Here is a 25,288-nt window from a genome sequence, read left to right as displayed (position 1 = left end):
TTCGAGAGCCCGCAGCTCCTTTTCATGACTTGAATCGCACTAAGATCGGCCGTCAGCGAGAATGATCGCCCCCCATCGAGTCCGCCGGCGTGCCGTCGGACCACGTCAGTACCGCGATAACGAGTGTGCGCATCGGAGGCATCTTCTGAGCCGCCACGAAAGGCATCACATGGCAAAGGTTGTTCGAGGTGCCGTCAGCAAGGTATGATTTCTTGGACATCATGTAGCCCATGGCTCCCGGTTCCACAGGGAGCAGTTCTTTCTTCGCATACGCCGCCTGAATGCCGGCTATGCGCTCCTCTTCAGAATCGCCAGCTAGCGCCATTTGTGTTAGCTTGTAATAAGTGGGTAGAACGGACCGCACCGCGGCGGGATTGAGGCAATCCGCTCCTCTTATCTTCGGATTCCAAACCTCCGGAAAGTCAACGTGACCTGTCCAGCCTCGCTCGACTAGGCACACAAAACCGTTTGTACCCTTGACCGCCGTCTCCCAACCCTTGCGCGTCAGCACCAACACACTCGCATCTTTTGAAATCGCCTCCGGTGCCGCCGATCGCGCCAACGCGATTTCCGCGTCTCGGTTCATCAAATACTCGTCAATCGGCGCCATTTTCGGATATTTCTTCTTCAGATCCTCTGCCGATTGCGCGGTGGCTCCAGCCGCCGCCAATATCACCAGCACCAACACCGCCGCCACGATTCTTCCAGAAGTTCTCCCCGCAATTCCCCGCCGCACGTCCAAGATCTCCATGGCTTCGTCCTTCCCTCCTCTGGTTGTAAAGTGCCGAACCATCGAAAACATACCGACTGGTCGGTTTATTGTCAACTGGCTTTTCCCTCCCTTTCCATCCTTCCTCTTCTCATCCCTCCTCCAGTCGCCCCTCCGTTTTTTCCGAACTTCGCTCACCATCCGTGTTTTTCGCCCTAACCGATGCCCCAACAGCCTCCTAGTCCTTCGTACAGGTTTCCGCTTGGGCACGTCACACGCCCCCGATTCTTGTGCGCCACCCGTGCTGGCGCTACGCTCGAATTTGCGCCCGCGGGAAAGCTGGTTCTGCAACGCAGCCGCAACTTTTGTTGTTTCCGAGTGTTTGAATATTTGCAGGGCAAATTGCATGGCAAAGGATGCACTGAGGTGACAACGATGCGTAAATTCCGTTTCTTGCCGTGGTTTCTTTTGGCGTTTTTCGCGCTCGCGATTCCCCGTCCTTCGCTAGCGCAGGTCGCTGTCGGAATCTCTGTTCATATCGGCCCGCCGCCGCTGCGCGTTTACGCCCAGCCGCTCTGCCCCGGCCCGGACTATATCTGGACGCCCGGTTACTGGGCCTACGGCGACGATGGTTACTATTGGGTTCCCGGCGCTTGGGTGATGGCGCCTCGTCCGGGCTTCCTCTGGACTCCCGGCTATTGGGGTTTCGCTGGCGGCGTCTATGCTTGGCACGCCGGTTATTGGGGCCCGCACGTCGGCTTCTACGGCGGCATTAACTATGGCTTCGGTTACGGAGGCGTCGGCTTTGGCGGCGGCGAATGGCGCGGCGGACATTTCTTTTACAATACGGCCGTCTCCCGCGTGAACGTCAACATCATCCACAACACGTACATCAATCGCACCGTGATCGTTCACAACGACGACCGCGTAGCCTTCAATGGCGAGGGCGGCGTGCGCGCGTTTCCGAATCGCGAGGAGATGGCAGCCGAGCACGAACGGCACTTCGACGCCACTCGCGATCAGATGGATCATCGCGACATGGCCTCCCGCGACCGTGGCAACCACGACGATCGCGGGCAGCGTAACAACCAAGGGTGGGGACACCAAGACAACGGCCGTGGGCGACAAGATAACGGTCGCGCATTTCAGGACAATGGGCGTGGCCGTCAGGATAACGGTCGCGCATTCCAGGACAACAACCGCGGGCGTCAGGATAACGGTCGCGCGTACCAGGACAATGGCGGTGGCCGCCAGGGTAATGGCCGCGCACAGCAGGACAATGGGCGCGGTCGACAGGGTAATGGTCGCGCACAGCAAAACAATGGCGGTGGGCATCAGGATAACGGCCACGGACGGCCGCACAAGCCTGACAACCATACCCGTTCGCGCTAGCTCTTAACCTTTTTCCCGGATCGGCCCGGCCAGGGCTTTGCACTCGCCCTGGTCTGGCCTCCGGAAGTTCTCCCCGGCTCTCTTCCTGCCTTGACAACTCTCGTTCGTGAACCTAATCTCGCGCCCGCAATCATTTGAACAATTCCGCCGTTCCGAGGGCGACCATGCTGCGAAAAATCTCCGCACTCAGTCTCGTCCTGCTTTTTGTCCCATTGGCCGCATGTCAATTCGCCACCGCTCAAGCGCAAACTTCAGCCGCGCCCGCCACCACCAGCCTTGATTCTCTGAAATTTCTTGTCGGTAAATGGATCGGCGAAGGCACTGCCGAGACAGGACAGGGCGGAGGAGGCCATTGCTCTTTCGAGCCGGGCCTGCAGGGCAAAGTCTTAATCCGCAAAAACCATTCCGAATATCCAGCTGCGAAAGATCATCCCGCGATTGTGCACGACGATCTGATGATCATTTATGCCGACAACTCCAAACACCAGCTCCGCGCCTTTTATACCGACAACGAGGGCCACGTGATTCACTACACCGTATCCGCCGCGCCCGGCGGAAAAAGCGCCATATTCCTCGGCGACATCGAGCCTGGAGCTCCTCGCTATCGCCTTACATACACCATCACCACGCCCGGCCACATGACCATCGACTTCAAAATGGCTCCGCCCTCATCGCCCGGACAATTTCAGAAGTTCATCTCCGGCAAACTCCGCCTTTCCTCCTCCAACTGAACGCAATTCCTTTTGTGTGCCGTTCTCCACGATCTCCGCTCAGCCCCGGTTTCCCGTCATCCGCCGTCCCCTATGGCTCCTCGCTGCCTTTCCCTCGCCTCTACTCCCCAGCTGTGCTAGGGTAATTTGAGGGCATCATGCCGATGCAGGCTATAGCACTGAAAACGACACGCCAATTCGACGCAGCGTCCCAGGGGGACGAGTCGCTCACGACATCTTCGGGCAAAGCGATGGGCGCTCTTCCCGCATTTCTAATCGGGACACAAAAGCTCAGTGATTTCTCGCTAACCACCAACAAAATCAATCACTTGCCCTTTTCTAATCGGGACAGATTTCGACGCGTCTCGTTCGCGTTTGCGCGCGTCTTTATTGGCTCGCGATCAGAATTCATCGCTAATCACTCGCCACTCGCCACTAGCCACTGTCATTTTCTAATCGCCACACTTTCGAGATTAGAATCGCCCGTAACTCACACAAAACAAAACCTCGCCCAATTTCTAATCGCAACATTTCGCGTCATATTTCGTTGTCGCTGGCCAATCGCGGATTGCCCCATCCCTCTCCTTGGATCCCTCTATGACTGAATTCACCCCTCCCTTCGCCACTGTCGAAGAAGCCGCCGAGGAAATCCGCCAAGGGCGCATGGTCATCATCGTGGATGACGAAGATCGCGAAAACGAAGGCGACCTCGCCATGGCCGCCGAAAAAATTACGCCTGAAGCCGTGAACTTCATGGCCCGCGAAGGCCGCGGCCTCATTTGTCTCGCGCTCACTGAAGAACGCTGCGACGCCTTGAATCTCACGCCCATGTCTCAGCGCAACACTTCTCTCTTCGGCACGCCCTTCTGCGAATCCATCGACGCGCGCCGCGGCACCACCACCGGCATCAGCGCTTCCGATCGCGCCACGACAATTCTCACTGCCATCGATCCCAATGCGCGCCCCGAAGACCTCGCGCGTCCCGGCCATATTTTTCCTCTGCGCGCTCGTCGCGGCGGCGTCCTCGTTCGCGCCGGCCAGACGGAAGCCTCCGTTGATCTCGCACGCATCGCCGGTCTCGAGCCTTCCGGCGTCATCTGCGAAATCATGAACGACGATGGCACCATGGCGCGCGTTCCGCAGCTCATCGAATTCTGCCGCCACCACAATCTGAAATTGCTCACCATCGCTGAACTGATTCGCTACCGCATGCGCCACGAGCGTTACGTCAAGCGCATCGCGGAATCGCTTCTCCCTACGCGCTTCGGCGAATTTCGCATGCTCGCGTATTCCAGCGAAACCGACGACGAACAGCACGTCATCCTGGTTCGCGGCGAACTCTCCGGCGATCCGCCGCCGCTCGTGCGCGTCCATTCGCAATGCCTCACTGGCGACGTTTTCACCGCGCTCGCTTGCGATTGCCGCGAAATCATTGACCGTTCGCTCGAAGCCATCGCCCGCGAAAATCGCGGCGTCTTCGTTTATCTCCATCACACCGGCCGCGGCTTCCGCATCGATTCGCAGCCAGGAGAAAATGACGCTCTCCCGCGTATTCTTTTCCATTCACGCGGTGAACTTGATCAGGATTTGAATCGCCAGCGCCAGGTATGGCGCGAAAGCGGCGTCGGTTCGCAGATTCTGATTGATTTGGGATTGCGGCGGATTCGCGTGCTCACCAATCATCCGCGCAAACTCGCCGCGCTCGAAGGTTACGGCCTCGAAATCGCCGAGCAAGTTCCTCTCGCCCTGCGCAGCTCTTCAGCGTCTCATCAAGCTTTCTAATCCGATAAAAATCGCGCTGGGTTCAGGGGACGGCGGGCACAACGCGCCGCAGGCGAGACACCCCTCCCTTTTGCGTTTCTGCGGCGTCAGTGATTTTTCGCCCCAGGCCCTATCGTGATGTACGGCCGCATCTTGTCGAGTTTGCGTTTCGAAATTCGCGGAACCGCCAGCAGATCGTTGACGCTCTTGAACGGGCCGCTCTTCTCTCGAAAATTCAAAATCGCCTGCGCTGTCGCCGGCCCCACTCCCGGCAATTCTTCGAGTTGCTTCAGCGTCGCCGTATTCAAGTCAATCGGATGCGCCGGCAACTTCTTCTTCGCGGCGGCCGCTGTGAGTGTGGCAAGAAGCGCGGCACAACAAAACGTCGTAAGCCTGAACAGATGAGCGCGACCATGCGCACTACGCAACCTCACCACTTCATCCGTTCCAACACGTACCAACCAAAGAACAAAGCGAGAAGAACCGCCATCGCCAGTTCGTATCGAAGACGCGTTTTCGTGAACGGCTTGCCTTTGACCCACTGGCGCCATAGTAATCGCGCCCAACTCCAAGAAAGCTCCGCGGCGGCAAAACAAACTGCTGCACCCCAAATTAAAGCAATGTGTAGCGTTGTGCCGCGAGGGAATCGAGCCTGCAACGTCCAAAGCCAAAAAGCTAGGCCAAGCGAAACGAACCCTGCAAGAACGCGGTTTCGAACACGTGCGCCGTACAGTTCGTGCCCTTCGCGAAGAGTTAGAGGTTTGCTTCGCGGCGCGGGGGTAGCAGGCGAATTAGCTGGCCAGCTCATGGCCGTGAGTATCCCATACTTTTACGTCACCGAACAGTACAGCCTGCGGCTCGACTTGCGCACGATCGCCGACGATAACGATGCTGGCATTCGCGGAGTCGAAATACTTTCGCGCGGCGAGCAACACATCCTCGATTTGCAACGCGCGGATTTGTTCGCGGAACGTTTCGAGATAATCCTCCGGCAAGCGATCCAGATATTGCGTCGAAAGCTGGCCGAGCAAGCCGCCTTGCGTCGCGATGCCCAGCGAAAATACGCCGGACATGTAATTTCGCGCCGCGTCCAGCTCCGCTTCGGTCACGGGCAGAGCGCGCATGCGGTCGAGTTCATAAAACATTTCCGTCAGCGTCGCCGCGACCACTTCGCTGCGCACCGCCGCGTGCACGGAGAAATAGCCCTGATGCTTGAGCGGATGAAAACCGCTGCGCGGGCTGTACGTATAGCCCTTCTGCTCGCGGATATTCGCCACCAAGCGCGAATTGAATGCGCCGCCGTAAATCGTATTGGCAAGCAGTGCACGGCGCCAATCCGGGCTTTGCCGGTTGATGGCGAGATTGCCCACCAGCACCTCGGCCTGCACCGTTCCCGGCATGTGCACGACGTGAACGCGGCGGCCATGTGCGACCGGCGGAGCCGCGCCAGAAAATGCGGGCGCTTCGGCAGCGCGCCACGCACCGAAGGTTTTTTCGATCAGATCCATCATGCGATCGGACTCGAAGTCGCCTACAGCAATCAGCAGCGCATTCGACGGGACATAATTGGCGCGATAAAAATCCGCGAGCGCTTCGCGGCTATAGGATTCGACCTGCGCTTCCGTAGGCGCAATCACGGCATACGGATGCTCGCCGAAAAGCACGCGGCGAAAACGCTCTTCGGCGATAAATCCCGGCGTGGTGCGATCGATGCGCAATTCTTCCAGCCGCTCGCGGCGCTCGCGCTCGAATTCATTTTGCGGAAATGCGGCATTGCGCGCGAGATCCGCGACCATCGCGAGCAGCGGCTCGGCAAATTCGGACAATCCCGAAATCGAAATCGCGCTTGTGTCGGCGCCTGCCGAAGTGCCGAGGCTGGCGCCCATTCCTCGCAAATCTTCTTCGATTTGGCGGCTCGCTCGCGATTGGGTTCCCGTGCGAACCACGCGCGCGGCCATTTCCGCAAGACCTGGAGAACGATGGGCGACGAGCGAATTGCCGGAGCGAAAGAAAAGCTCCAGGCTGATTTTTGGAAACGCGTGTTGCTCGGCGAGCACGACCTGCATGCTGTTCGCGAGCGTGCGCGTCGCGCGGCGAGGCCATGCGACGGAGCGTTCCGCGCCGAGAGAGGGCACAGCGGAAGGAAAGGACGCTTGTGAACTCGCGCCGCTCATTATGCCACCTCCTGCACTTGCGGCTGTACAACCGGCTGGCGAAAGACAATCGAGCGATTTTCGGGCGTCAGATATTTTTGCGCCGCGGCGTGAATTTCAGCGGGAGTGACCGCGAGAAAGCTATCGAGCACCGTGTTGATGCGCTTCGCGTCGCCATCGAACAGCGCGAAGCACGCCAGCGCGTGCATCAATCCAAATCGCGGCACGCCCGCGCCGCCCGATTCCAGCATGGAATAAAAATCGGAGCGGCATTTTACTTTCACCTGCTCCAGCTCCTGCGCGTCCACGGCCTTCTCGCGAACCGCGCCGATGACCTCATCGAATGCGGCGACGGTCGCATCGGCGGAATATTCCGGTTTGTGGTAGATCACCGTGGTCTGCAAAGTCGGTCCGTTGTATTCGAAGACGTCCGGAAATCCCATGCCGCCATCCACGCCGACGGCGATCTGCTTTTCCAAAACGAGAGTGCGGTACATGCGTCCGGCGCGGCCGGCGTGCAGGATGCGGTCGAGCATCGAGGTCGCATACCAATCGCGTTCGTGGCGCTGCGGGACGTTGTAGCCGATAGCCATCGCGGGAAGCTGGCCGAATTTTTCTTCGACTTTTCCGCGGCGCTCCTCGCGCTGCGGCACTTCGCTCGTATCTGCCTTGGGCAAGAGCGTCTGGCGCGGAATATTTTCGAAATAGCGCCGCGCGAGAGCGAAGCCCTCCTTCGGGTCCACATCGCCGACCATCAGCAGAACAGCGTTGTTTGGCGCGTAGTACGTATGAAAAAACTGGCGGACATCGCCCAGCGTGGCGGCGTCGAGATCGGCAAAATCACCATAGAAATTATGCGCGTTGGGCCAATTGCGAAAAGCGATGGGCGGGAGATCGAGCCACGGAAAGCCACCGTAGGGCTGATTGAGGACGTTCACGCGGACTTCTTCTTTCACGACATCGCGCTGATTACGCAAATTGTCGTCATCAACTTTCAACGCGCGCATGCGATCCGCTTCGAGCCACAGCACGCGTTCGAGCGCGTTCGATGGCACGACTTCGAAATAATTCGTGATGTCGTAGTTCGTGGTTCCGTTCAAAACGCCACCGGAAGAATTGATCAGGCGGATGTGCTCCATTTTTCCGGCGTGCTCGGAGCCCTGAAACATCATGTGCTCGAACAAATGCGCGAAACCGCTGCGGCCGCGCGGTTCGAGACGAAATCCGATCTGATAATAAACACCGACAAGAACGATTGGTGCGGAGCGATCTGGCGAAATGACGACGCGAAGGCCGTTCGCGAGCGTTTCCGTTTCCACGGGAATCTGCAATTTGGACAAATTTCCTCCTTACCTTTTCGAAAGAACTCGATTGAGCTGCTGGAATGTTTGCTTCGGCCGCGCTGCGAGCACACGCGCCGAAAGGCGCGCGAGCGCCGCATAGGCTTGCTGATATTCCTTCGGGAACGCGGCAAGGGAATGCGCGTGGCGCGAGACGGTGGCGAAGTCGCCGCGCGAAATCGGCCCGGTCCAGGCGGCATGAGCGCCGAAACGCTCGAAATTGGCAAGCGTTTGATGAATCAACGGCAGAACAGCCATCTTGGCACGGCGGCGCGAAAATCCAAGGCTCATCAGGACGCGAATGGCTGTCTCGATCACGGTCAATAAATAGCCGGAAGCGAAATTTCCTGCCGCGTGGTACGCAGGCTTTGCGCTGGGCGCAAGCGCGATAGGCACGCCTCCGAGAGCATGCACGATTTTTCGAGCGGCGGCTTGCGCGCGGCGATGGCCCTGAATCACGAAGGCCACGCCGTCCAGCGGCGGCGCACCGCGGCCTCCGAACGTCTGCATAGGATGCATCGAGGCGGTCGCGGCTCCGGCACGCGCGAGAGGATCGAGGGTAGTGTTGTCCAGCGCGCCGCTGGTGTGAATTGCGACCTTGCCGCGGCATTCTTCCCTGCCAAATTGCGCGAGCTTCGCGGCGACGGCATGGATCTCATCGTCAGGCGTGGCGATCAGGATGATGTCCGCTTCAAAGACATGCCACGACAATCCGTGCTGGGGACGGCCGGCGCCGATTGCGCGAACGGCGGAGCGCGCGGAGGATTTCGAACGCGCCACGACAGCGGCAATCGTCCATCCCGAGTCGCGGAGTTTTCGGCCGAGTGCGCGCCCGACACGTCCCGCGCCCACGATCGCAATCGTCGAAGTCATGACATGATAGGATATCTTCTTCGCAATCTTTGTGCCTGGAAAAATCGACTTGCACATATTCGCGATCATTTTTTTCGCAGCGCTGGCGCTGGTGTGGATCGTTTCGACGGTGGTGACGTGCCGCGGAATGGCGAGCATTCCTTCGCTGGCGGATGCCGCGCCTTTCGACGGGCCGGATTTTCCTCGAATTTCGATTTTGCTGGCGGCGCGCGATGAAGCGGAAAAAATGCCGGCGGCGCTCGCTTTGCTGATGAAACTCGATTATCCGAATTATGAAGTGATTGCCGTGGACGACCGCTCGACGGACGCGACGGGAAAAATTCTGGATGAGTGTGCGGCGCGCGATGCGCGGTTAAAAGCGATCCACGTCGCGGAATTGCCGAAAGGATGGCTGGGAAAACCGCACGCGCTGGCATCGGCGTATGAAAAAGCCAACGGCGAATGGCTGATTTTCACGGATGCGGATGTGCATTTCGCGCCGGATTTGCTGCGGCGCGCGGTGACGTACATGACGCGCGAGCGGCTGGACCATTTGACGCTGCTCGTGCGGCTGGACCTGCGCGGATTCTGGGAGCCCGTGGCGCTGGGATATTTGGGCGTGATTTTTGCGATGGGAACGCATCCGTGGAAGACAAGCGATGCGAAATCGAAGGCGTACATGGGCGTGGGCGCGTTTCAAATGATCCGGCGCGCGACATACGAAGCGATTGGAACGCATCGGCGGCTGGCGATGGAAGTGGTGGACGACATGAAACTCGGAAAACTCGTGAAGATGGGCGGGTTCCGTTCGATGGCCGCGCCGAGCGAGCATTTGCTGAACGTGCGATGGCAGGAAGGATTTGGGAACATCGTCAAAGGGCTGACGAAAAATATGTTTGCGGGATTTTCGTTCAGCGCAGCGCAGGCGTTCTTCGGGGGAATTTGCGGAGTTTTTGTGCTGAGCATTGCTCCGGTGCTCGGCGTGATTTTCGCGCGAGGCGCAGCGCAGATTGCGGCGGCAGTTGCGGTGATTGCGGCGATGATCTTCGAGGCGCTGCTGATGCCGCGCGCGCGAGCGTCGAGATGGTTTGGAGTCACGCACGCGCTGGGCGCGCTGGTGATTGTGTATATTATTTTGCGGTCGATGATTGTGACGCTAGGACGCGGCGGAGTGGTGTGGCGCGGGACGTTTTATCCGCTGGAGGAATTGAGGAAGGGGCAGGTCTAGCAATACGTCTAATTGAGAAAACGGATGCATCGCACAAAAGACGTGCGAATAGGTAAAAACATTTCACAAAGCGTTTTTCCGGCATGGCTGAAGCCTGCCTGCGGCAGGCAGGCCAGCCCTGACGGAGCAACAGCGAGCAAACGAAGGGAGCGGTTTGTGAACCGCGCCCGGATGTGTGCACCACTACGACAAAGCAAAGCGGCGAATGAATGGGCCGAGGCCGAGCAGGCCGGTGCCGAGCAGCAGCAAGGAAGATGGCTCGGGCGTGGCAGTTGGTGTTCCTGTGATTTGGAAGGCACCCGCAGCGAGGGCGCTGTTGCAAGGGACCGGACTGCCATTTAAGAAATCGCAGCCAGGGCTTATAGCGAGCGCGGGGTTAATCCACCAAAGCCCTTCTTCTGCTGGGTTCGTTGTGGTGACTCCGAACCAGTACCGTTGGCCGTTATCTAGTATAACGACCGATGTAGAGGCTACTGTCTCGAGCATAATTCCAGAGGTTGCGGTAATCCCACTCCATGATTCCAGTACCGCACCTGGGGAATCGCTGCCAGAGTCACCGTACAAAAAGAGGGTGAACCCACTTGGAGTTCCGACTGGATTTCCCAAATTCCCTTGGGATTCGAGGAATCCAACAGTATCGAGCAAATAGTTTCCGCCGCTAACGGTGAACGAAAACGCATCAATGAAACTGTTTCCCGCGGAGATTGTTCCTACTCCGTAACCGCAGCATACTTGGCTTATGGGATTCGTGTTGTCGAAGATGGTGACGGGTCCGGCGATGCAAATGCCGGGAACGAAAAGAATAACCGTCGCGAGAACAATTCCAAAGGCTGCCTTGCGCATGGAGTTCCTCCTCAATAGCGTAGCTTGTGGCAAACCGACCCCGGGCTCCTGGAAGGGCCTAGGACTCATCTCACAAATGGCTGTTGGGCGACTTACCTACGCCCAAAACCATTTCTGAGAAAACTTCTAAGCCGGAAAGAGGAAATGACGGACAATACCCGCATTTCTGCTAGCAACTGAGATACCGTTCTGTTCTGTTCTGTTCTGTTCTGTTCTGTTCTGTTCTGAAAGGACTTAGCCGCTGGGAATGAAGGTGGAAAGTACCGAGATGCGCAATGCCTGATGCCGAATGCGCAGGCACTTGCGCAAGCGTCGAGGACTGGCGGGGTAAACCCGCCGCTACGAGAGCGTAAGGCCAATAAAGCCTACCGGCCCCTACAAAGGCAAAAACCGAAACAGACGCCCGCCTAACGAGGTCATTTTTTTCGGAGGCGGCGTCGGGGGAGCCGACGATTACGGCAAAGCGGCATCAAGATGCCGCACTCCAAAAGTGCAAAAGCAGATCCCTGTCTGCGGCAGGCAGGCTTCGCTGCGCGAAATGCGCTTCGCTCAGAATGACAAGCTCTGCGGTTTTGCGTTCTGCGTGGAAGTATCAGTCGGATGCGCGGGCCACCGGGCCTCGGCGGGGGCGAGGACGACGGGGCTTCGCCGTGCGTCTTGCGCGACTCAGAGAGTCGCGCCCTCCCTTCGTCAGGACATGCGGGCGGGGCAAGCCTCGCCCCTACGTAAACACAAAGACCCACGCTCAAAAGGCGAGCGTGGGGCACCCGCAAAAGCACACAGCGTGAGAGCCCGCGAGTTGCGATGAGGTTTCAAATGGAGCGGATACGAAAATTCGTCGAGGCGAGATCCCTGCCTACGGCAAGCAGGCTTCGACTTCGCAAAAAACGCTGCGCTCAGGATGACAAAAATACGCCTCAGGTGATTCGGAATGGGACGTAAGGAACACGATGCTTCGCGTTCACCAGTCTTGACTGAGGTCTTTCCAGTCGCGATTGACTGACTCAATCAACGCGATTTTTCTTTTGCGCAACCAGCCTTTGATCTGCTTTTCACGGCGAATGGCGCTTCGAACATCGGCAAACGTTTCGTAATACACGAGTCTGTTGATGTTGTATTTCGAGGTAAACCCTTTCGGCTGTTTTTGACGGTGCTGCCACACGCGACGCGGTAAATTGCCGGTAATTCCCGTGTACAGATTTAGCGACGCGCTGGACATCATGTATACCGAATAAATTTTGGCTGTCATTCTGAGGAGGCGGTTCCTGCCGACGAAGAATCTTGCCTTGATGCTTTTGTAATTACAAGGCAAGATCCTTCGCTACCGCTTAGGATGACACCGTGAAGACAAATACCGCGTAACGCCGCCGTCTATGGTTTGGCGCTTTCGGTACGAGGCGGCAGACGCGACTCAGAGAGTCGCGCGTTTCCTCCGTCAGGACAATCAAGAGGGGCAAGCCCCGCCCCTACGAGAACAACGTTAAACCCTGCAATGAAAAGTTAGGGCTTTGCGTTTTGTGCAGAGGCAGTGTTGCCGGGCAGCGAGGGGGCTTTGGAGTGCGCGGCGGGCGCTTGCGTTTCTGAGGCAGCAACTTCCGAAGCGGAGGCGGGGTCAAAGAGGGGACGGCACGCCCTTCGCAAAGTGCGCTCAGGATCAATCCGTCGCGGGAGGCACAGTGGGTTGGGCGGGCACGGATTCGAACAAAGGGCCGAGGTCGCGCTGCTTCATGAGGCGGATGCGGTCGCGAATCGTCGCGGCGCGCTCGAATTCGAATTTCTTCGCGGCTTCGCGCATCTGGTTTTCGAGCTGCGCGATGGCGGCCTGCAACTGCTCTTCACTCTGAATGTCGCCGAGGGCGGCGTCTTCCACGGGAACCGTGGAGTAATCCGCTTCGACAATCGCGGCGAGCTGCATATCGACGGACTTGTTGATGGATTGCGGCGTGATGTTGTTTTCGCGGTTGTAGGCCATCTGTTTCGCGCGGCGGCGACTGGTTTCGCCGATGGCCTGACGCATGGAGTCGGTCATGACGTCGGCGTAGAGAATCGCGCGAGCTTCGAGATGGCGCGCGCAGCGGCCGATGGTCTGAATGAGCGAGGTAGCGCTGCGAAGATAGCCTTCCTTGTCGGCGTCGAGAATGGCGACGAGCGAGACTTCGGGAAGATCGAGGCCTTCGCGGAGAAGATTGATGCCGATGAGGACATCGAATTCACCGCGGCGAAGATCGCGGAGAATGCGCACGCGTTCGAGAGTTTCGATTTCGGAATGCAGATAACGGCAGCGCACGCCGACCTCGCCGAAGTATTCGGCCAAATCCTCGGACATGCGTTTGGTGAGTGTGGTGACGAGAATGCGCTCGTTGCGTTCAGCGCGGACGCGGATTTCCTCGAGCAAATCATCGACCTGACCTTTGATCGGGCGGACTTCGATTTCGGGATCGACGAGGCCCGTGGGACGAATGACTTGTTCGGCGACAACGCCGCCGGATTTTGTGAGTTCGTACGGGCCGGGCGTGGCGGAAACGTAGACGGCCTGATTGACGCGATGCTCGAATTCCTCGAAGGTGAGCGGGCGATTATCGAGTGCGGAAGGCATGCGGAAGCCGTAGTCGACGAGATTCTGCTTGCGCGAGCGGTCGCCATGATACATGCCGCGCAACTGCGGAATCGTCTGATGCGATTCGTCGACGACGAGGAGATAGTCGCTGGGAACGTAATCGAGAAGCGTGGGCGGCGCTTCGCCGGGCAGACGGCCGGAAAGATGGCGAGAATAATTTTCGATGCCGTGGCAATAACCGATGGTGCGCATCATTTCAATGTCGAAACGCGTGCGCTGCTCGACGCGCTGCGCTTCGACAATTTTTCCCTGACGGGCGAGTTCGCCGCGCCACCATTCGAGTTCTTCGAGAATGCCTTGAATGGCGCGTTCGCGCTGCGCGGCGGGGAGAACGTAGTGCGTCTTGGGATAGATTGGCAGGCGCGTGATTTCTTCGCCTGAGGAGCGGATTTCTCCCGTCAGCGGATCGATGCGGCGAATGGCTTCGATTTCGCTGCCCCACATTTCGATGCGCACGGCGAAATCGTCATAGGGCGGATGGACTTCGATGGTGTCGCCGCGAACGCGGAATGTGCCACGGCGCAAATCTTCGCCGCGGTCGTAGAGGATTTCGACGAGTTTTCGAAGAATCGCGTCGCGGGAAATGGACTGGCCTTTTTCGAGCATGAGCATCATGCCGTAATAGGCTTCCGGCGAGCCGAGGCCGTAGATGCAGGAGACAGAGGCGACGATGATGACGTCGCGGCGCTCGAAAAGAGAACGCGTGGCGCTCATGCGCAGCTTGTCGAGCTCGTCATTGATAGTGGCTTCTTTTTCGATGTAGGTGTCGGAAGAAGGCAGATAGGCTTCGGGCTGATAGTAATCGTAGTAGCTGACGAAGTATTCGACGGCATTGCGCGGGAAAAATGACTTGAATTCGTGAAAGAGCTGGGCGGCGAGCGTCTTATTGTGCGCGAGAATGAGCGCCGGGCGATTGATCTGCTCGATGACCTTGGCCATCGTGAAGGTTTTGCCCGAACCTGTGACGCCGAGGAGGACCTGGTGCTTGTCGCCGTCGCGCACACCGTGAGTGATCTGGGCGATGGCTTCGGGCTGATCGCCGCGCGGCTCGTAAGTGCTGGAAAGCTTGAAATCCATGGTGTGGACGCTCTGCGCCGAATTTTGGAGGCGCGTAAAATCTCCATTATAGCGCAAACTGAGTGCTAATCTCTGGCCGCGACTGTTGCGCAGCAGACGCGCCTCAGCGACGGAGGTGTGGGAGCCAAAGCAAGTTGCCAGCAAACAATCAACCGTACATCGGATTCGAAGGGCCTATCGGCGCGGGCAAGACAACGCTGGCGCAACTGCTGGCGTTGAAACTTGGCGCGACACTGATTTTGGAAGATGTGGACGGAAATGCATTCCTGCCGGACTTCTATGCGGACCGCGAGCGCTGGGCGCTGGGAACGCAACTGACATTCTTGATTTCGCGGTATGAGCAACTGAAGACGATTCCGCCGGCGCGAACGAGGCCCGTGATTTCAGATTACACGCAGGCGAAGGACCCGATCTTCGCGCGAGCGCTGCTGCACGATCGCGAAGTGGAATTGTATGAGCGGCTAACGCTCGGGCTGGACGTGAGCGTGCCGCGGCCGGACGTGACTGTGTACGTCGACGCGCGGAATGATGTGCTGCTGGACCGCATTCGCCGAAGAAACCGGCCATACGAGGCAACGATCGATGGGAAATATCTGGATGCGCTACGCCGCGCGTATGCGCGCCATCATAACTCCACGGGAAATTTGCGAGTCTTGAGCTTCGACACTTCCGAACTCGATTTGCGCTCCGAAACGCAGCTCGAAGGTTTGTACAAGGGAATCATTACAGCAGCTTCCACGCGATAGACCTTCACGAAAACTTTTGCCAGCGCGCAGGATGCGCCGAACGAACTTTTCTCTGCGCTGAATGCGGCCAAAATGGATTCTTTCCTCGCCTATGAGCGCTGCGTGCCATGCAAGCGACGCGGCGGCGGAATTGTTAGAGTGATGAGAACAACTCAACATGGAAACTCGAAGCGATCGCGCGAACTGGAAAACTTTGCTGGCTTTCTCGATCATTTATTTCGTGTGGGGATCCACGTTTCTGGCAATTAGCATCGGCGTGCATGAAGTTCCGCCGTTGCTTTTCGCGGCGATGCGCTTTTTGGTGGCGGGGCTGGCGCTCTATGGCTGGATGATGGCGAGCGGCGAGCGAACGCCATCGGCACGCGAATGGATTTCGGCATCTCTGCTGGCGATCCCGATTTTTGTGGTTGATTACGGATTGCTCTTCTGGGCTGAGCAGCGCGTGCCTTCGGGAATCGCGGCGGTGATGCTGGCCACGATTCCGGCGTTCATGGCGCTTTCGGAAATTATTCTACTGCAAACGCAGAAACTGACGCTTCGGCTGGGGCTGGCGCTGGCCGTCGGGATTTTGGGAGTCGCGACGCTGGTGAGCCGGTCGCTGAATCTTGGCGGAGCGCCGATTGATAAAACGGGGGCAGCGGCGCTGATTGTGGCGGCGATCAGCTGGTCGGTGGCGTCGGCGCTCTCGCGCAAACTGCCGCTGCCTGCATCGAAGGCGATGAGCTCGGGAGTGCAGATGCTCGTGGGAGGAGTGCTGCTGGCGGTTGTTGCAGCCGCGCTCGGGGAATTTCACAATTTTCATCCGGGGAATGTTTCGCGCGGGGCGTGGCTGGCGCTGGCTTATTTGATCGTCGCGGGATCGATTGTCGGGTTTACGGCGTACGTCTGGCTGCTGCATCACGAATCGCCGACGAAGGTGGGAACTTATGCTTACGTGAACCCGGTCGTGGCAGTGCTGCTGGGATATTTTTTCGGCGGCGAAACGCTGGGATTGCGGACGATCGTGGGGACAGCATTCATTTTGATCAGCGTGGTGGCGATCCGGACGACGCGAACGAAAAAGCAACCGGCTGCTTTGCCGGCGGAAGATGCGGCGTAGTTCTGCGAGGAGTTACGGATTGGCCGATTGCGATACGAGCGTGATGTCGGATTGACTGTGCGTACCACCGGCGTAACGCATGCGATTCTGAGCCACGTCGGTCATGATGGTGAAATCCATTTGCGTCGCGCTGGACTGCGTGACACTGACGACCATCCCCGTGTGCAGCGAAATCGAAGTCAGGCCCTCGCCTGAGCCAGTCCACTTGCCGGAAGTTCGCAGGCCGTTCTGCCGAAAGACATCCGGCGTGCGGTCTTTGTCGGAGCCGGAGCTGACGATTTCGGATTTCGTGAGGATGACCGCGCATTCGTCCACTGATGGAGTTGGTGATTTCGCACCGGCAACAGGCGACGGTTCGACTGTGGCTTCGCGGCAAGGCTCGTTGCGCAGATAGCTTGAGTTTGTGCGCCAGGCCAGACCCTTGAGAGGCATGTTCTCGAGCGGCTGTTCGGAAGACCACTTTTCGCCGACGGCAATTCCCTTCTGCGGCAAAGAAGCACCCAAAGTCAACTGGCTGAGCCACTGGCTGACGATTGCGGCGCGGGATGGATCTGTTGTTGTGTCCTTGAGACCCGTCGCATCGCTGATTTTGCCATCGGGTTCAAGAGTGAATTCCAGAGACTGACCTTCGAGCCGCTTGAATTGATCTGCGACGGCGGCCGTATCAGGGTCGTAGGAATCGCTGCTGGTTGTGGCGACGGCCTTTTCATAAGTGGCGCGAATGCGGGCCTGGCCGAGAGTCGCGGTAGCGTTTGAAACGCTGAGGACGTCGATCCGCAGCGTGACGTTGACGGATTCTTCAATTTTTTGGGCGCCTTCGGGATTGACTATGGGGCCGGTGGATTGTGAATTCGTGTCCAAAGTCATCTGGACAGAGTAACGAAGGGTCTGGCCGGGAGAGAAATGCGGAACAAGGCGAATGCGCTTAGCGGATGCAGATTGGCGCGAGAAAATGGGAGGCGAAAAAAGGAGCAGCTCCAAAAGCACGAGAACGAACGGAAATGTGGGCCGTGAGCGAAGGTGATTCTTCATGGCGCGAGGCCGATACTGCGCTGTCCGCGGCGAAATTTGCGATGCGACGCGTTCATCGAGATGGCGGATGAAGTCCGGCGCGGGAGAGCTGGGGAGATTTCAAAGTGCCGGACAATTCGAAGACGTGTGCAGGATCGGGAGCTTTCAGATTTTTATTTTCGTCCTGGACATTGTCAACTGGGTGCAGCTCGAATTTCAATTGGCGCTGAAAATCGACGTAACCCGCGGCCTCGATTTGATTCTTCGAGCCAGTGAGAAGCAAGCGAGAAAACTGAACTTTGCCGCCGGAGCACGAGAAATCCGCGGAAGCTGCCGGAAAGAGCGTGGTTCCCGGGCGGCGCGCGCCAGCACTTATGGACTCGAGCAAATCCATTCCCGCGTAACCAGCATTGCTCATCTGCGCAGCGCCCTGGCAGGAGAGCGAACGCAAGAGCGCTTCGCGGCCAATGCCCTTTGCGGAAATGCGCAGGCTGCCCGAGGCGCTGCCCGAAAAAAGTTCGGCCAAAGAAAATGTATGAGCCGCGAGCTGGCTTAAATTCACGCCGCGGAATTTTGCATTCACTTCATACGTTGGCTGCGAGACGAGATTGAGAGCAATCGAGCCGAGCAATTTGCCACCGTAAAAACCGGTCTCCGCGTTGGTGAGACGGAGTTCGCGGCCGTCTACTGCGGCATCGGCGTGCAGTTGATGCAGGACGAAGGGAGCCAAATTGAATTGACCCAAAGCGAGCGTGCCGCGGGCGCGGAGCCACACGGGCATCGGCTGTGGCTGCGGCTGCGTGGCGAGAAACGGCAAGAGGCGCGTCAGAAAATTTTGCCGGCGCTGAGGGTTCAGCCAGCGATCCATCTCCGAGGCATTGAGTTCATTTGCCGCGAGAGCAAACTGCCACTCCTGATTTCGATTGGGACGCTCGAAGGTCCCATGCCAGTTCGCGCCAAAGGCATCCGCTGCGCCGACTTGAACTTTCCAGCCGGAAGACGATAAGTCAGCAGTTGCCGCCACGCGCGAGATTTCGCGATTGAGGAACGGAGCCTGAATTTTCAAGCCGTCCACGGCGATGACTCCCTGCGGAAAGCCGTGGCCCGGCCACTGCAAATGCGCTTGCGCAGGCCCCGCGATAATCCATCCGGGCGGCAAACTGAACCCTAACGCAGCGGCGGAAGCGGTGAGAATACGCACATCGGCAGTCTGGCCGTTGAGAGTCCACGCGGGTTGAGAATGAGAACCGCGCATCATGGAGCCAGCGAGTTCGAATTTGCCCAGACCCGTTCCCAGATAAATATTTACGGGATTGAGACTGGCTCCCGCTTTGGAGAAATTGAAAGATGCATCGCCAATTCGAATGGGAGCGGGCGCTGCGCCGCCATCGATTTCGGCTCCAGAAGTACGAATGAAGCCACTGCGAACGCGAGGAGGCCAGCCGGAAAGAGAAAGATCAAGTGAGGCCGCGCCCTGAAGCGTGATCTGATCCGCGACGCCAGGGTGAAAGCCGCGATACCAGGTGAGGACATCAGCGAGATCGACTCCGTCGGAGGAAATTCGGAGCTGGGTGTCTTTCACGGCGGCGCGAGCGGGATTCGCGCCGAGAACCCAAGTCAGATTTCCTGCGCCGTGAATGTTCGAGCGAGGCGCTTCCAGGACAGCCTGCGTGACACTAAGCTGAGAGCTGCCGGGCGTCCAATGTGCGTCGACATTCAGATTAACCGCCAGGTCATCAGGGCGCAGGGCCAAATCCCAACGATGCAAGCGACGCAATTGCGTGCGCGACGAAAAATTCCAATCCGTTCCCGTGGTCCGCGCAGCGAGCTGCAAAGAGAGAAGGCCGCGCACGCCGTAATCCCACCCCTTCACGAGCCTCAGAATGTCCGAGAGAGATGCGGCGTTCCAATCAAGCTCGAGCGCAGCGGGACGCAGGCGCGAAGAAGTGCCTCCAACGGTTCCGCGAAGACTGAGCAATCCAGCCTGCTGCACGACAACAGAGGAGCGAAAGGGCTGCGCTTCGAGGGCGATGTTCCACGTGCCTGGACTGAGCTGCTCGACGCTGCCCTTCACGTCCACAAAAGCGAAAGGCAATTTGTCATCGCTCTGCTTGAAATCGACGCGGCCCTCGGAGACGTCAATGCGCGAAATGCGCGCGGAGGCGTGTCCGCGCGCTGGCGAGAAGCCGCCGCGCGGGGCCGGGAGCCATGATTCGAGGTTCCACTGACCATCGGGGAGATGAACCAGATTGAGATGAGGCCGCACAAAGGAGAGTGCGCCGAACTCCATGTGGCCGCGAAGCAATTCGCTCCAGCGCGCGCCGACGGCCAGCTGATCTGCGCGGAGGAAATATTCGTTGCCGAAGCGCGGGTCTTCGGCGACGGTGATGTAATTCGCTTCGAGGCGCGGCCCTTCCAGCAGACTGAAGGAATAGTTGCTGACTTCGACGGGGCGTCCAAATGCGGCTTCGAGCCTGAGCGTCAAAGCGCGGTTCAGCCAGCCAGCTTCCAGAAGGAGCGAAAGGCCGAAATCGAGGATGAGGCATGCGGCGAACGCGAGGATGAGAATCCTGAACCAGCGAGGAATGCGGCGCGCATGAGCGGGCGCGACAGGCAGCAGCGGACGACTGCCGAAGCTTTTGGACTGGTTAGGACCGATTGTTGGGGCGAGCGCCATCAGCGAGCCTTGCCGTCGCCTGCATGTTCGGCGAGCAGCGCTTTTAAGGCCAGTCCTGCCGCGGCCTGCTCGGCCGATTTTTTGCTGCGTCCCTCTCCTTCGGCCAAAGAACGCCCATCGACGCGGACGGAAACGCGAAATATTTTCTGATGTTCAGGGCCCGACTCCTTGACGACGCGGTATTCCGCGGGCGGTATTCCGCGGCCTTGCAGCAATTCTTGCAAAGCAGATTTGTTGTCTTCATCGTCGAGCAAGGAATCCGTGAAGCGGGTGTCATGGAGAAGCGTTCGCTCGACGAATGCGGCGGCCGGTTCGAATCCCGCATCGCGGAAAATGGCACCGACGACAGCCTCATAAGCATCAGCGAGCAGATTTCGTTTTTTGCGGCCGCCCGTTTTTTCCTCGCCGGGGCCAAGGCGCAAGTGGTCACCAAGACGCAGTCTGTTTGCGGCGACCTCCGCACTGGCGGCGCTCACGAGGCGAGCACGCGCTTTCGAGAGACTCCCCTCTTCCCAATCCGGAAAGCGAAGTACGAGGACCTGGCTTACAGCCAAGCCAAGGACGCTATCCCCCAAGAATTCGAGGCGCTCATTGTGATGTTCCTCAGAGAGGAAGGTATGAGAACGATGAGTGAGCGCGCGCTCCAGCCATCCGATCTTGTGAAATCGGTGGCCAAGTCTGGCTTCGAGATCTTCCCTTTCCGGATCGGTCATTGGGTACCGTGTTTCGCTCGAAAAACCTCAGGGTTTGCGAGGTGCTGGCTGAGAGCCGGCTTTCGTCTTGGCCGCAGCGCCATTGCGCTTGCAAGTGTCCTGCAGGGTTGACGTCAGTGCGGCACAGGAATCATACGCCTTGGAAGCGTCGGCGAATTTTTGCAACTGATCGAGATCCAGACCGAGGATAAAGAAATCGGTCGGATCGCTATCGGTCGTGACTTGCGTTGCCTGCTGAAGTTCGTCAGACGACTGCTGATATTTGCCTTCGCGGAAATAGACCAGACCAAGACCGCTGTGGGCCTGGGAGACAGCGTCAGCCTTGCTCTGAGCAAACTGCTGATCGGTGACTTGTGCCGGCTTGGGCAGAGTGGGAAGGAGCTCGAGAGCATGCTTCTCATACTGCTCGGCCCTGGCGAGCCGGTCCGGAAAATCCGGAGCGTTAGCGTCAACCCGCGGCAAAACCCAGCCGACCGGGACGAGAACACTTACATCGTTAGGATTCAACTGGAGGGCAAGCGTAGAGGCGCTGAGCATTTTGGTTATGTCGCGCTTCTGGAAATAAAGATTCGTCAATCGGGAGGCCACCCAAGCGCGATAGTGGCTCTGCGGAAAATTCTTCAAAAAATCCTCGGAGGACTGAATTTCCTTGTCGAGGTCCGGTGTGGGAGACTGCATCATGTCGAATAACGCTTTGTAATCGGCCTCCTCTTTCGGATCCACCTTGGGCGCTTGCTGGGCAGGAGCCTGCTGCGCTTGCTGGCCAGCCGGGTGAAGCAGAGAGGGCGGCTGAGACTGCTGCCCGGATTGCTGACCCTGCTGCTGCGACTGTCCTTGCTGCGCAAACAGCGCGGGCGACAATGCCAGGCAAGCCAGCGTCGCGAATCCCATCAGAATTCCTGTCTTTCGTTTCATCGAAATGTCCTTTCCTTCCGTTTGCGCCGCGTCCCACAGCGATTTCTTCAGGAGCTATTGCTTTTGTGCCCCGGCCGGAGGCCGGTACGGCGAATCAATTCCCTGCTGCGCCGCAGCGCGCGCGGCTTCCGGCGCGCCATTGACGACCAATGCCGCTCGATACTCGTTCATGGCGCCATCTCGATCGCCTTGAACGTCATGCATTCGGCCGAGGTAAACATGCGACCATGCCAAAATGTCCGGACTGGGAGGCAGCTGCTTCGAGCCCGAATTCGGAGGCTGGATGAGCTTTTCAAAAATATCCTCAGCCTTTTGCCCCTGGTTTTGCAAGAGCGAAGCAAGAGCCAGCCCGTACAAAGCTCGCGGGAGGTTGGGATGCTGGTCGAGGACGCTCTGAAATGTGGCCGCTGCGCCAGAGGCATCCTGCAAAGCGATCTGGCGATCGCCGCGCATCAGCGCATTGTTGACAACGGCTTCTCCGACGGCGTTGGCGGATGCGCCCTCACCGCCGATTCCACCGGACTGAATTCGCTCGCCGGCGGGCGCGAATTGAACGCTCTGCAGGCGCTTCTGCTCCTGCGCCACTTTGATGGAGCGGATGAGATCCGGCATATAAAGGCGCATGGAGGACTGATCTTTCTCAAATACCGCCAATTGCTCGTAAACCGGCCGCACGAGAATGAAGCCAGTGCGGTCATTGGCGCTTAACAACGTTTCCAATGGAGCCGGCGCCAGTTTGCGCAGCTTCAACTCAACCGCACGAACAAGACACTCATCGAATAGCCCCACAAAATCATCTTGGTAGGCATATGGGAGCTGTGGCGCCCGGGCGGCAATGCTCAAGAGTGCGCGCCGCGTGGAAATGGCGGGTTGGTAGCTGAGAACGTCGGGATCCAGTAGAAAATGCAGGAAGGCATGGCGAATATCTTCCAGAGGAAGTACTGAGCCTTCTCCGACAACGACAATGTAATGGTTTCCCACGTTCCGAAAATCCACGCGCGGGCCGACCAACATCGAGGGAATCACGGTGAACGTGCGGCCTTGCTCAGGCGTGAGAATTTGACGGAGATAGACTGTGCTTTGAAGAACGATCTGCCGAAAAGGATCCGTGAGACGGTCCGCCTCACGCTCCATATCTGGTTCGGCGGCTGCCCACTCATGGTCAATCTGCGCTTCGGAGTAGAAATCGCGAAGGACGTCGGAAAAGCCGTCGATGGAAAGCACAGCGGGAGGCAATTCATCATGCGAAACCATGAAATGAAATTCCGGCGGAGGCCCGACAGCCAGAGCGAAAGACAGATACGGCGCGAGTGTTTCCTCAGGGTCGGCATGCTGATGCTGAGAATAAAACTGGCGAACGGCGACAGCGGCAGGGCCCTTTAATTGAAGCATGCGTGCCTGAATGTCGGTTTCGAGAGGACTTAAATTGAGATTGGTCGAATTGGCGCCAAAACCCGCGGCGTCCAGAGCGCACATGGTGGCGAACAGTTGCGGACTCAACTGCACGGTGATTGGATTGGGCGAGTTTTCCGTGGCCTCCGTCGTTTCCTGCGCGGAGGCTCGAACCGCAGAAGCAGCCCAAAGCAAACACAAAGCGATGGCGACGGAAACACACAGGACCAGATGCCGACTAGTTCCTCGACTCTTCATGTCCGTGGTTTCTCGACGTAAGGCGCAGTGCTGCAAAAACTTAACCCTCTCCTTCAGACTGATGCCGCACACCCGATGCAGGGGATCACTGATGTGAGATTCTCACTCTATAGGGCCGGGTTGGCTGAGTCAAGAAACGCTCCACCAGAAAAAACGGGCTGACAGAGGGCGTGGCATGAACCTGATGCAAAGTAGCCATCCGAGGAATTCAAGCATGGGCAGCACGAACGATCTTGAGCGGGAAGACCGCTGCCGGTGGCTCAGCCGCGAACGCGAACCTCACTAAATGTGACGATCACCTGACCGCCGGACGTCGGCCGGCCGAAATTGAGCTCAGGCCGAAACCGAGAAAAAATCAGGATCTGATCAATCTGGTGGCGAATGGCCGCGTCGTCCGGTCCGGAAAGAATCTTGTAGTCGCCCACTTGCCCTTCGGCATTGACCGTGGCCTCTACCTTGAGCATTCCGGAGGCCGAGCCTTTGCCATCGCCCAAAAGAGCAGGCAGAGGGAATGGCGCGAGACTCTCCAGACGCGCCGGTTGAATCAAATCCGTTGGGAGGTCGTTGGGAATATTCCCCATTGGCATGCCCACGATGAGGCTCTGAACCAGAAACACGAAGACAAATGCAGCAGTCAACAAACCACCGGTCGCGGGAACAGCCAGTGGCCGCAAAATATGCTCGAAGAACATGCGCGCACGGGAGAGAATCGGCCGACTGGCACTCTTATAAACCTGAAGGCGAGAAGCCTCGACGCGGATGCGCGTGGCGAGGTCCGCAGGTGGCATCATCGCCTTCGCACCCGCGAGCGCTTGCGCCAAGCGGCGATAGCTTTCCAGGTCCGCGCGGCAGGATGCACAATTTTCCAGGTGCACGCGAACATTCGCGTGCCGGTCCGTCGGACCTGCGCCATCCAAATAGCCCGCCAGATGCCGTGAAACTTCTCGGCAGGTCATTATGCGCCTCCACTTCCCCGATTCATTGCCATAGCAGCATAAGAACTCAGCGGCGACTCCGAAACGCCGCTCGCCGCCGAAAGCATGACTGCGCCTTCGCGCGGCAATTCGCTTCGAACTGCGGAAGCCGACGGCTCGTGCAACACCGGGTCCAGGATTTTTCTCAAAGCTCGGCGTCCGCGAAGAATGCGTGTCTTGACCGTGGCGACCGAGATTTCCAGGACTTCGGATACTTCCTCATAGGAAAGCCCCTCGAGATCACGCAGAATTACGGCACTGCGATAGACTTCCGGCAGCTCGGAGAGCGCATTGCGCACGACGGTCTGCAACTCATTCCTGGCGAAGCGATCAAACGGCGTCGCATCGGCGTCTGGCAATTCAGCAGCGGACTGATTATCGCTTGCCGAGAAATCAATGGACACTTCGTGCTTGCTGTGACGCTGCCACCAGCGGCGATGGTTCAGCGACTCGCGCACGGCAATGCGATAGAGCCACGTCTTCAACGAACTGCCCTGGCGGAAACCGCCAATGCCGCGGAAAACCTTGAGGAAGACCTCCTGAGTTACGTCGGCTGCATCGCTGCGATCGGCAATAATGCTGTAAATGACGTTGTAAACCGAGGCGTGGTAATAGGTGACAAGCCAATCGAAGGCAGTATCCGAGCCGGACCTCAGCTCGGTGAGTAGCTGCGTCTCATCTTGAATCCAGGATAGAGTCTGCGCCAAATCCGACATGCGTCGTGCCGCCTATCCAGGTCTACCCCAACCTGACAAATTTTCGGCCCGCTCGCCTGCCCGGCAGGTTCGCCGAAGCTCGCAGGAAAGCCTCTAATAACTTAG

Annotated in this window: 21 protein-coding genes; 6 read left to right on the top strand and 15 right to left on the bottom strand. The window is 58.3% G+C overall.

What is annotated here, in order from left to right:
• Positions 1-52: 52 nt before the first annotated feature.
• Positions 53-751 carry a hypothetical protein gene (locus tag VGR81_13060; GenBank protein HEV2289867.1) on the bottom strand — a complete coding sequence of 233 codons (699 nt, stop codon included), beginning with the start codon at positions 749-751 and terminating at the stop codon, positions 53-55.
• 393 nt (positions 752-1,144) lie between these two features.
• Here VGR81_13060 and VGR81_13055 point away from each other — a divergent pair, with 393 nt between their 5' ends.
• The 3 genes from VGR81_13055 to ribB all read left to right on the top strand — a co-directional run bounded on the left by VGR81_13055 (position 1,145) and on the right by ribB (position 4,593).
• Positions 1,145-2,101: a hypothetical protein gene (locus VGR81_13055; GenBank protein HEV2289866.1), complete on the top strand. Its 957-nt coding sequence runs from the start codon at positions 1,145-1,147 to the stop codon at positions 2,099-2,101.
• Positions 2,102-2,265: 164 nt separating this feature from the next.
• Positions 2,266-2,832 (top strand): hypothetical protein, encoded by a 567-nt coding sequence (locus VGR81_13050; GenBank protein ID HEV2289865.1) that lies wholly within the window; start codon positions 2,266-2,268, stop codon positions 2,830-2,832.
• 576 nt (positions 2,833-3,408) lie between these two features.
• Complete coding sequence (gene ribB / locus VGR81_13045) at positions 3,409-4,593, top strand: 3,4-dihydroxy-2-butanone-4-phosphate synthase (protein HEV2289864.1); 1,185 nt, start codon at positions 3,409-3,411, stop codon at positions 4,591-4,593.
• Positions 4,594-4,679: 86 nt separating this feature from the next.
• Here the strand turns inward: ribB and VGR81_13040 are convergent, their stop codons facing one another.
• The 4 genes from VGR81_13040 to VGR81_13025 all read right to left on the bottom strand — a co-directional run bounded on the left by VGR81_13040 (position 4,680) and on the right by VGR81_13025 (position 8,938).
• Positions 4,680-5,006: a helix-hairpin-helix domain-containing protein gene (locus tag VGR81_13040; protein ID HEV2289863.1), complete on the bottom strand. Its 327-nt coding sequence runs from the start codon at positions 5,004-5,006 to the stop codon at positions 4,680-4,682.
• Positions 5,007-5,363: 357 nt separating this feature from the next.
• Positions 5,364-6,746: a pitrilysin family protein gene (locus VGR81_13035; GenBank protein ID HEV2289862.1), complete on the bottom strand. Its 1,383-nt coding sequence runs from the start codon at positions 6,744-6,746 to the stop codon at positions 5,364-5,366.
• Entirely contained in the window at positions 6,746-8,065 is a 1,320-nt protein-coding gene (locus tag VGR81_13030; GenBank protein ID HEV2289861.1) for a pitrilysin family protein, read from the bottom strand. The genes VGR81_13035 and VGR81_13030 overlap by 1 nt, the downstream gene beginning before the upstream one ends.
• A gap of 9 nt (positions 8,066-8,074) precedes the next feature.
• Entirely contained in the window at positions 8,075-8,938 is an 864-nt protein-coding gene (locus VGR81_13025) for a DUF2520 domain-containing protein (GenBank protein HEV2289860.1), read from the bottom strand.
• A 31-nt stretch (positions 8,939-8,969) separates the two neighbouring features.
• Between VGR81_13025 and VGR81_13020 the strand changes: the two genes are divergently transcribed.
• Entirely contained in the window at positions 8,970-10,145 is a 1,176-nt protein-coding gene (locus VGR81_13020; GenBank protein ID HEV2289859.1) for a glycosyltransferase family 2 protein, read from the top strand.
• Between the two features lie 183 nt (positions 10,146-10,328).
• On the opposite strand, the gene VGR81_13015 is transcribed toward VGR81_13020, so the two are convergent.
• The 3 genes from VGR81_13015 to uvrB form a co-directional block, all read right to left on the bottom strand.
• A complete protein-coding gene (locus VGR81_13015; GenBank protein HEV2289858.1) occupies positions 10,329-10,988 on the bottom strand; it encodes a PEP-CTERM sorting domain-containing protein in 660 nt (219 codons plus the stop codon).
• A 961-nt stretch (positions 10,989-11,949) separates the two neighbouring features.
• Positions 11,950-12,237 (bottom strand): GIY-YIG nuclease family protein, encoded by a 288-nt coding sequence (locus VGR81_13010; protein HEV2289857.1) that lies wholly within the window; start codon positions 12,235-12,237, stop codon positions 11,950-11,952.
• A gap of 405 nt (positions 12,238-12,642) precedes the next feature.
• Positions 12,643-14,682 (bottom strand): excinuclease ABC subunit UvrB, encoded by a 2,040-nt coding sequence (uvrB, locus tag VGR81_13005; GenBank protein HEV2289856.1) that lies wholly within the window; start codon positions 14,680-14,682, stop codon positions 12,643-12,645.
• Between the two features lie 134 nt (positions 14,683-14,816).
• Between uvrB and VGR81_13000 the strand changes: the two genes are divergently transcribed.
• Together VGR81_13000 and VGR81_12995 are read left to right on the top strand one after the other, a co-directional pair.
• Positions 14,817-15,428 carry a deoxynucleoside kinase gene (locus tag VGR81_13000; protein ID HEV2289855.1) on the top strand — a complete coding sequence of 204 codons (612 nt, stop codon included), beginning with the start codon at positions 14,817-14,819 and terminating at the stop codon, positions 15,426-15,428.
• Positions 15,429-15,585: 157 nt separating this feature from the next.
• On the top strand, positions 15,586-16,527 hold the full coding sequence (locus VGR81_12995) for an EamA family transporter (protein HEV2289854.1): 942 nt from the start codon (positions 15,586-15,588) through the stop codon (positions 16,525-16,527).
• Between the two features lie 12 nt (positions 16,528-16,539).
• Here VGR81_12995 and VGR81_12990 read toward each other — a convergent pair whose 3' ends face one another.
• From VGR81_12990 to VGR81_12960, 7 genes are all read right to left on the bottom strand, one after another.
• The gene (locus VGR81_12990) at positions 16,540-17,559 is read right to left on the bottom strand and encodes a hypothetical protein (GenBank protein HEV2289853.1); all 1,020 of its coding nucleotides are present in this window, start codon (positions 17,557-17,559) and stop codon (positions 16,540-16,542) included.
• Positions 17,560-17,611: 52 nt separating this feature from the next.
• Positions 17,612-20,215: an AsmA family protein gene (locus VGR81_12985; protein HEV2289852.1), complete on the bottom strand. Its 2,604-nt coding sequence runs from the start codon at positions 20,213-20,215 to the stop codon at positions 17,612-17,614.
• Positions 20,215-20,928, bottom strand: a complete 714-nt coding sequence (rnc, locus tag VGR81_12980; GenBank protein HEV2289851.1) for a ribonuclease III — start codon at positions 20,926-20,928, stop codon at positions 20,215-20,217. The genes VGR81_12985 and rnc overlap by 1 nt, the downstream gene beginning before the upstream one ends.
• A 27-nt stretch (positions 20,929-20,955) precedes the next feature.
• Positions 20,956-21,843, bottom strand: a complete 888-nt coding sequence (locus tag VGR81_12975) for a hypothetical protein (protein HEV2289850.1) — start codon at positions 21,841-21,843, stop codon at positions 20,956-20,958.
• Positions 21,844-21,897: 54 nt separating this feature from the next.
• A complete protein-coding gene (locus VGR81_12970; GenBank protein HEV2289849.1) occupies positions 21,898-23,493 on the bottom strand; it encodes a tetratricopeptide repeat protein in 1,596 nt (531 codons plus the stop codon).
• Positions 23,494-23,753: 260 nt separating this feature from the next.
• The gene (locus tag VGR81_12965; protein HEV2289848.1) at positions 23,754-24,449 is read right to left on the bottom strand and encodes a zf-HC2 domain-containing protein; all 696 of its coding nucleotides are present in this window, start codon (positions 24,447-24,449) and stop codon (positions 23,754-23,756) included.
• Complete coding sequence (locus VGR81_12960) at positions 24,449-25,183, bottom strand: sigma-70 family RNA polymerase sigma factor (GenBank protein HEV2289847.1); 735 nt, start codon at positions 25,181-25,183, stop codon at positions 24,449-24,451. Before VGR81_12960 ends, VGR81_12965 begins: the two co-directional genes overlap by 1 nt.
• Positions 25,184-25,288 lie beyond the last annotated feature (105 nt).

The organism is Candidatus Acidiferrales bacterium, from assembly GCA_035934015.1.
Classification (GTDB): domain Bacteria; phylum Acidobacteriota; class Terriglobia; order Acidiferrales; family UBA7541; genus DAHUXN01.
The sequence above is the reverse complement of the archived record's forward strand: the minus strand, read 5'-3'. Positions and strand labels throughout refer to the sequence as shown.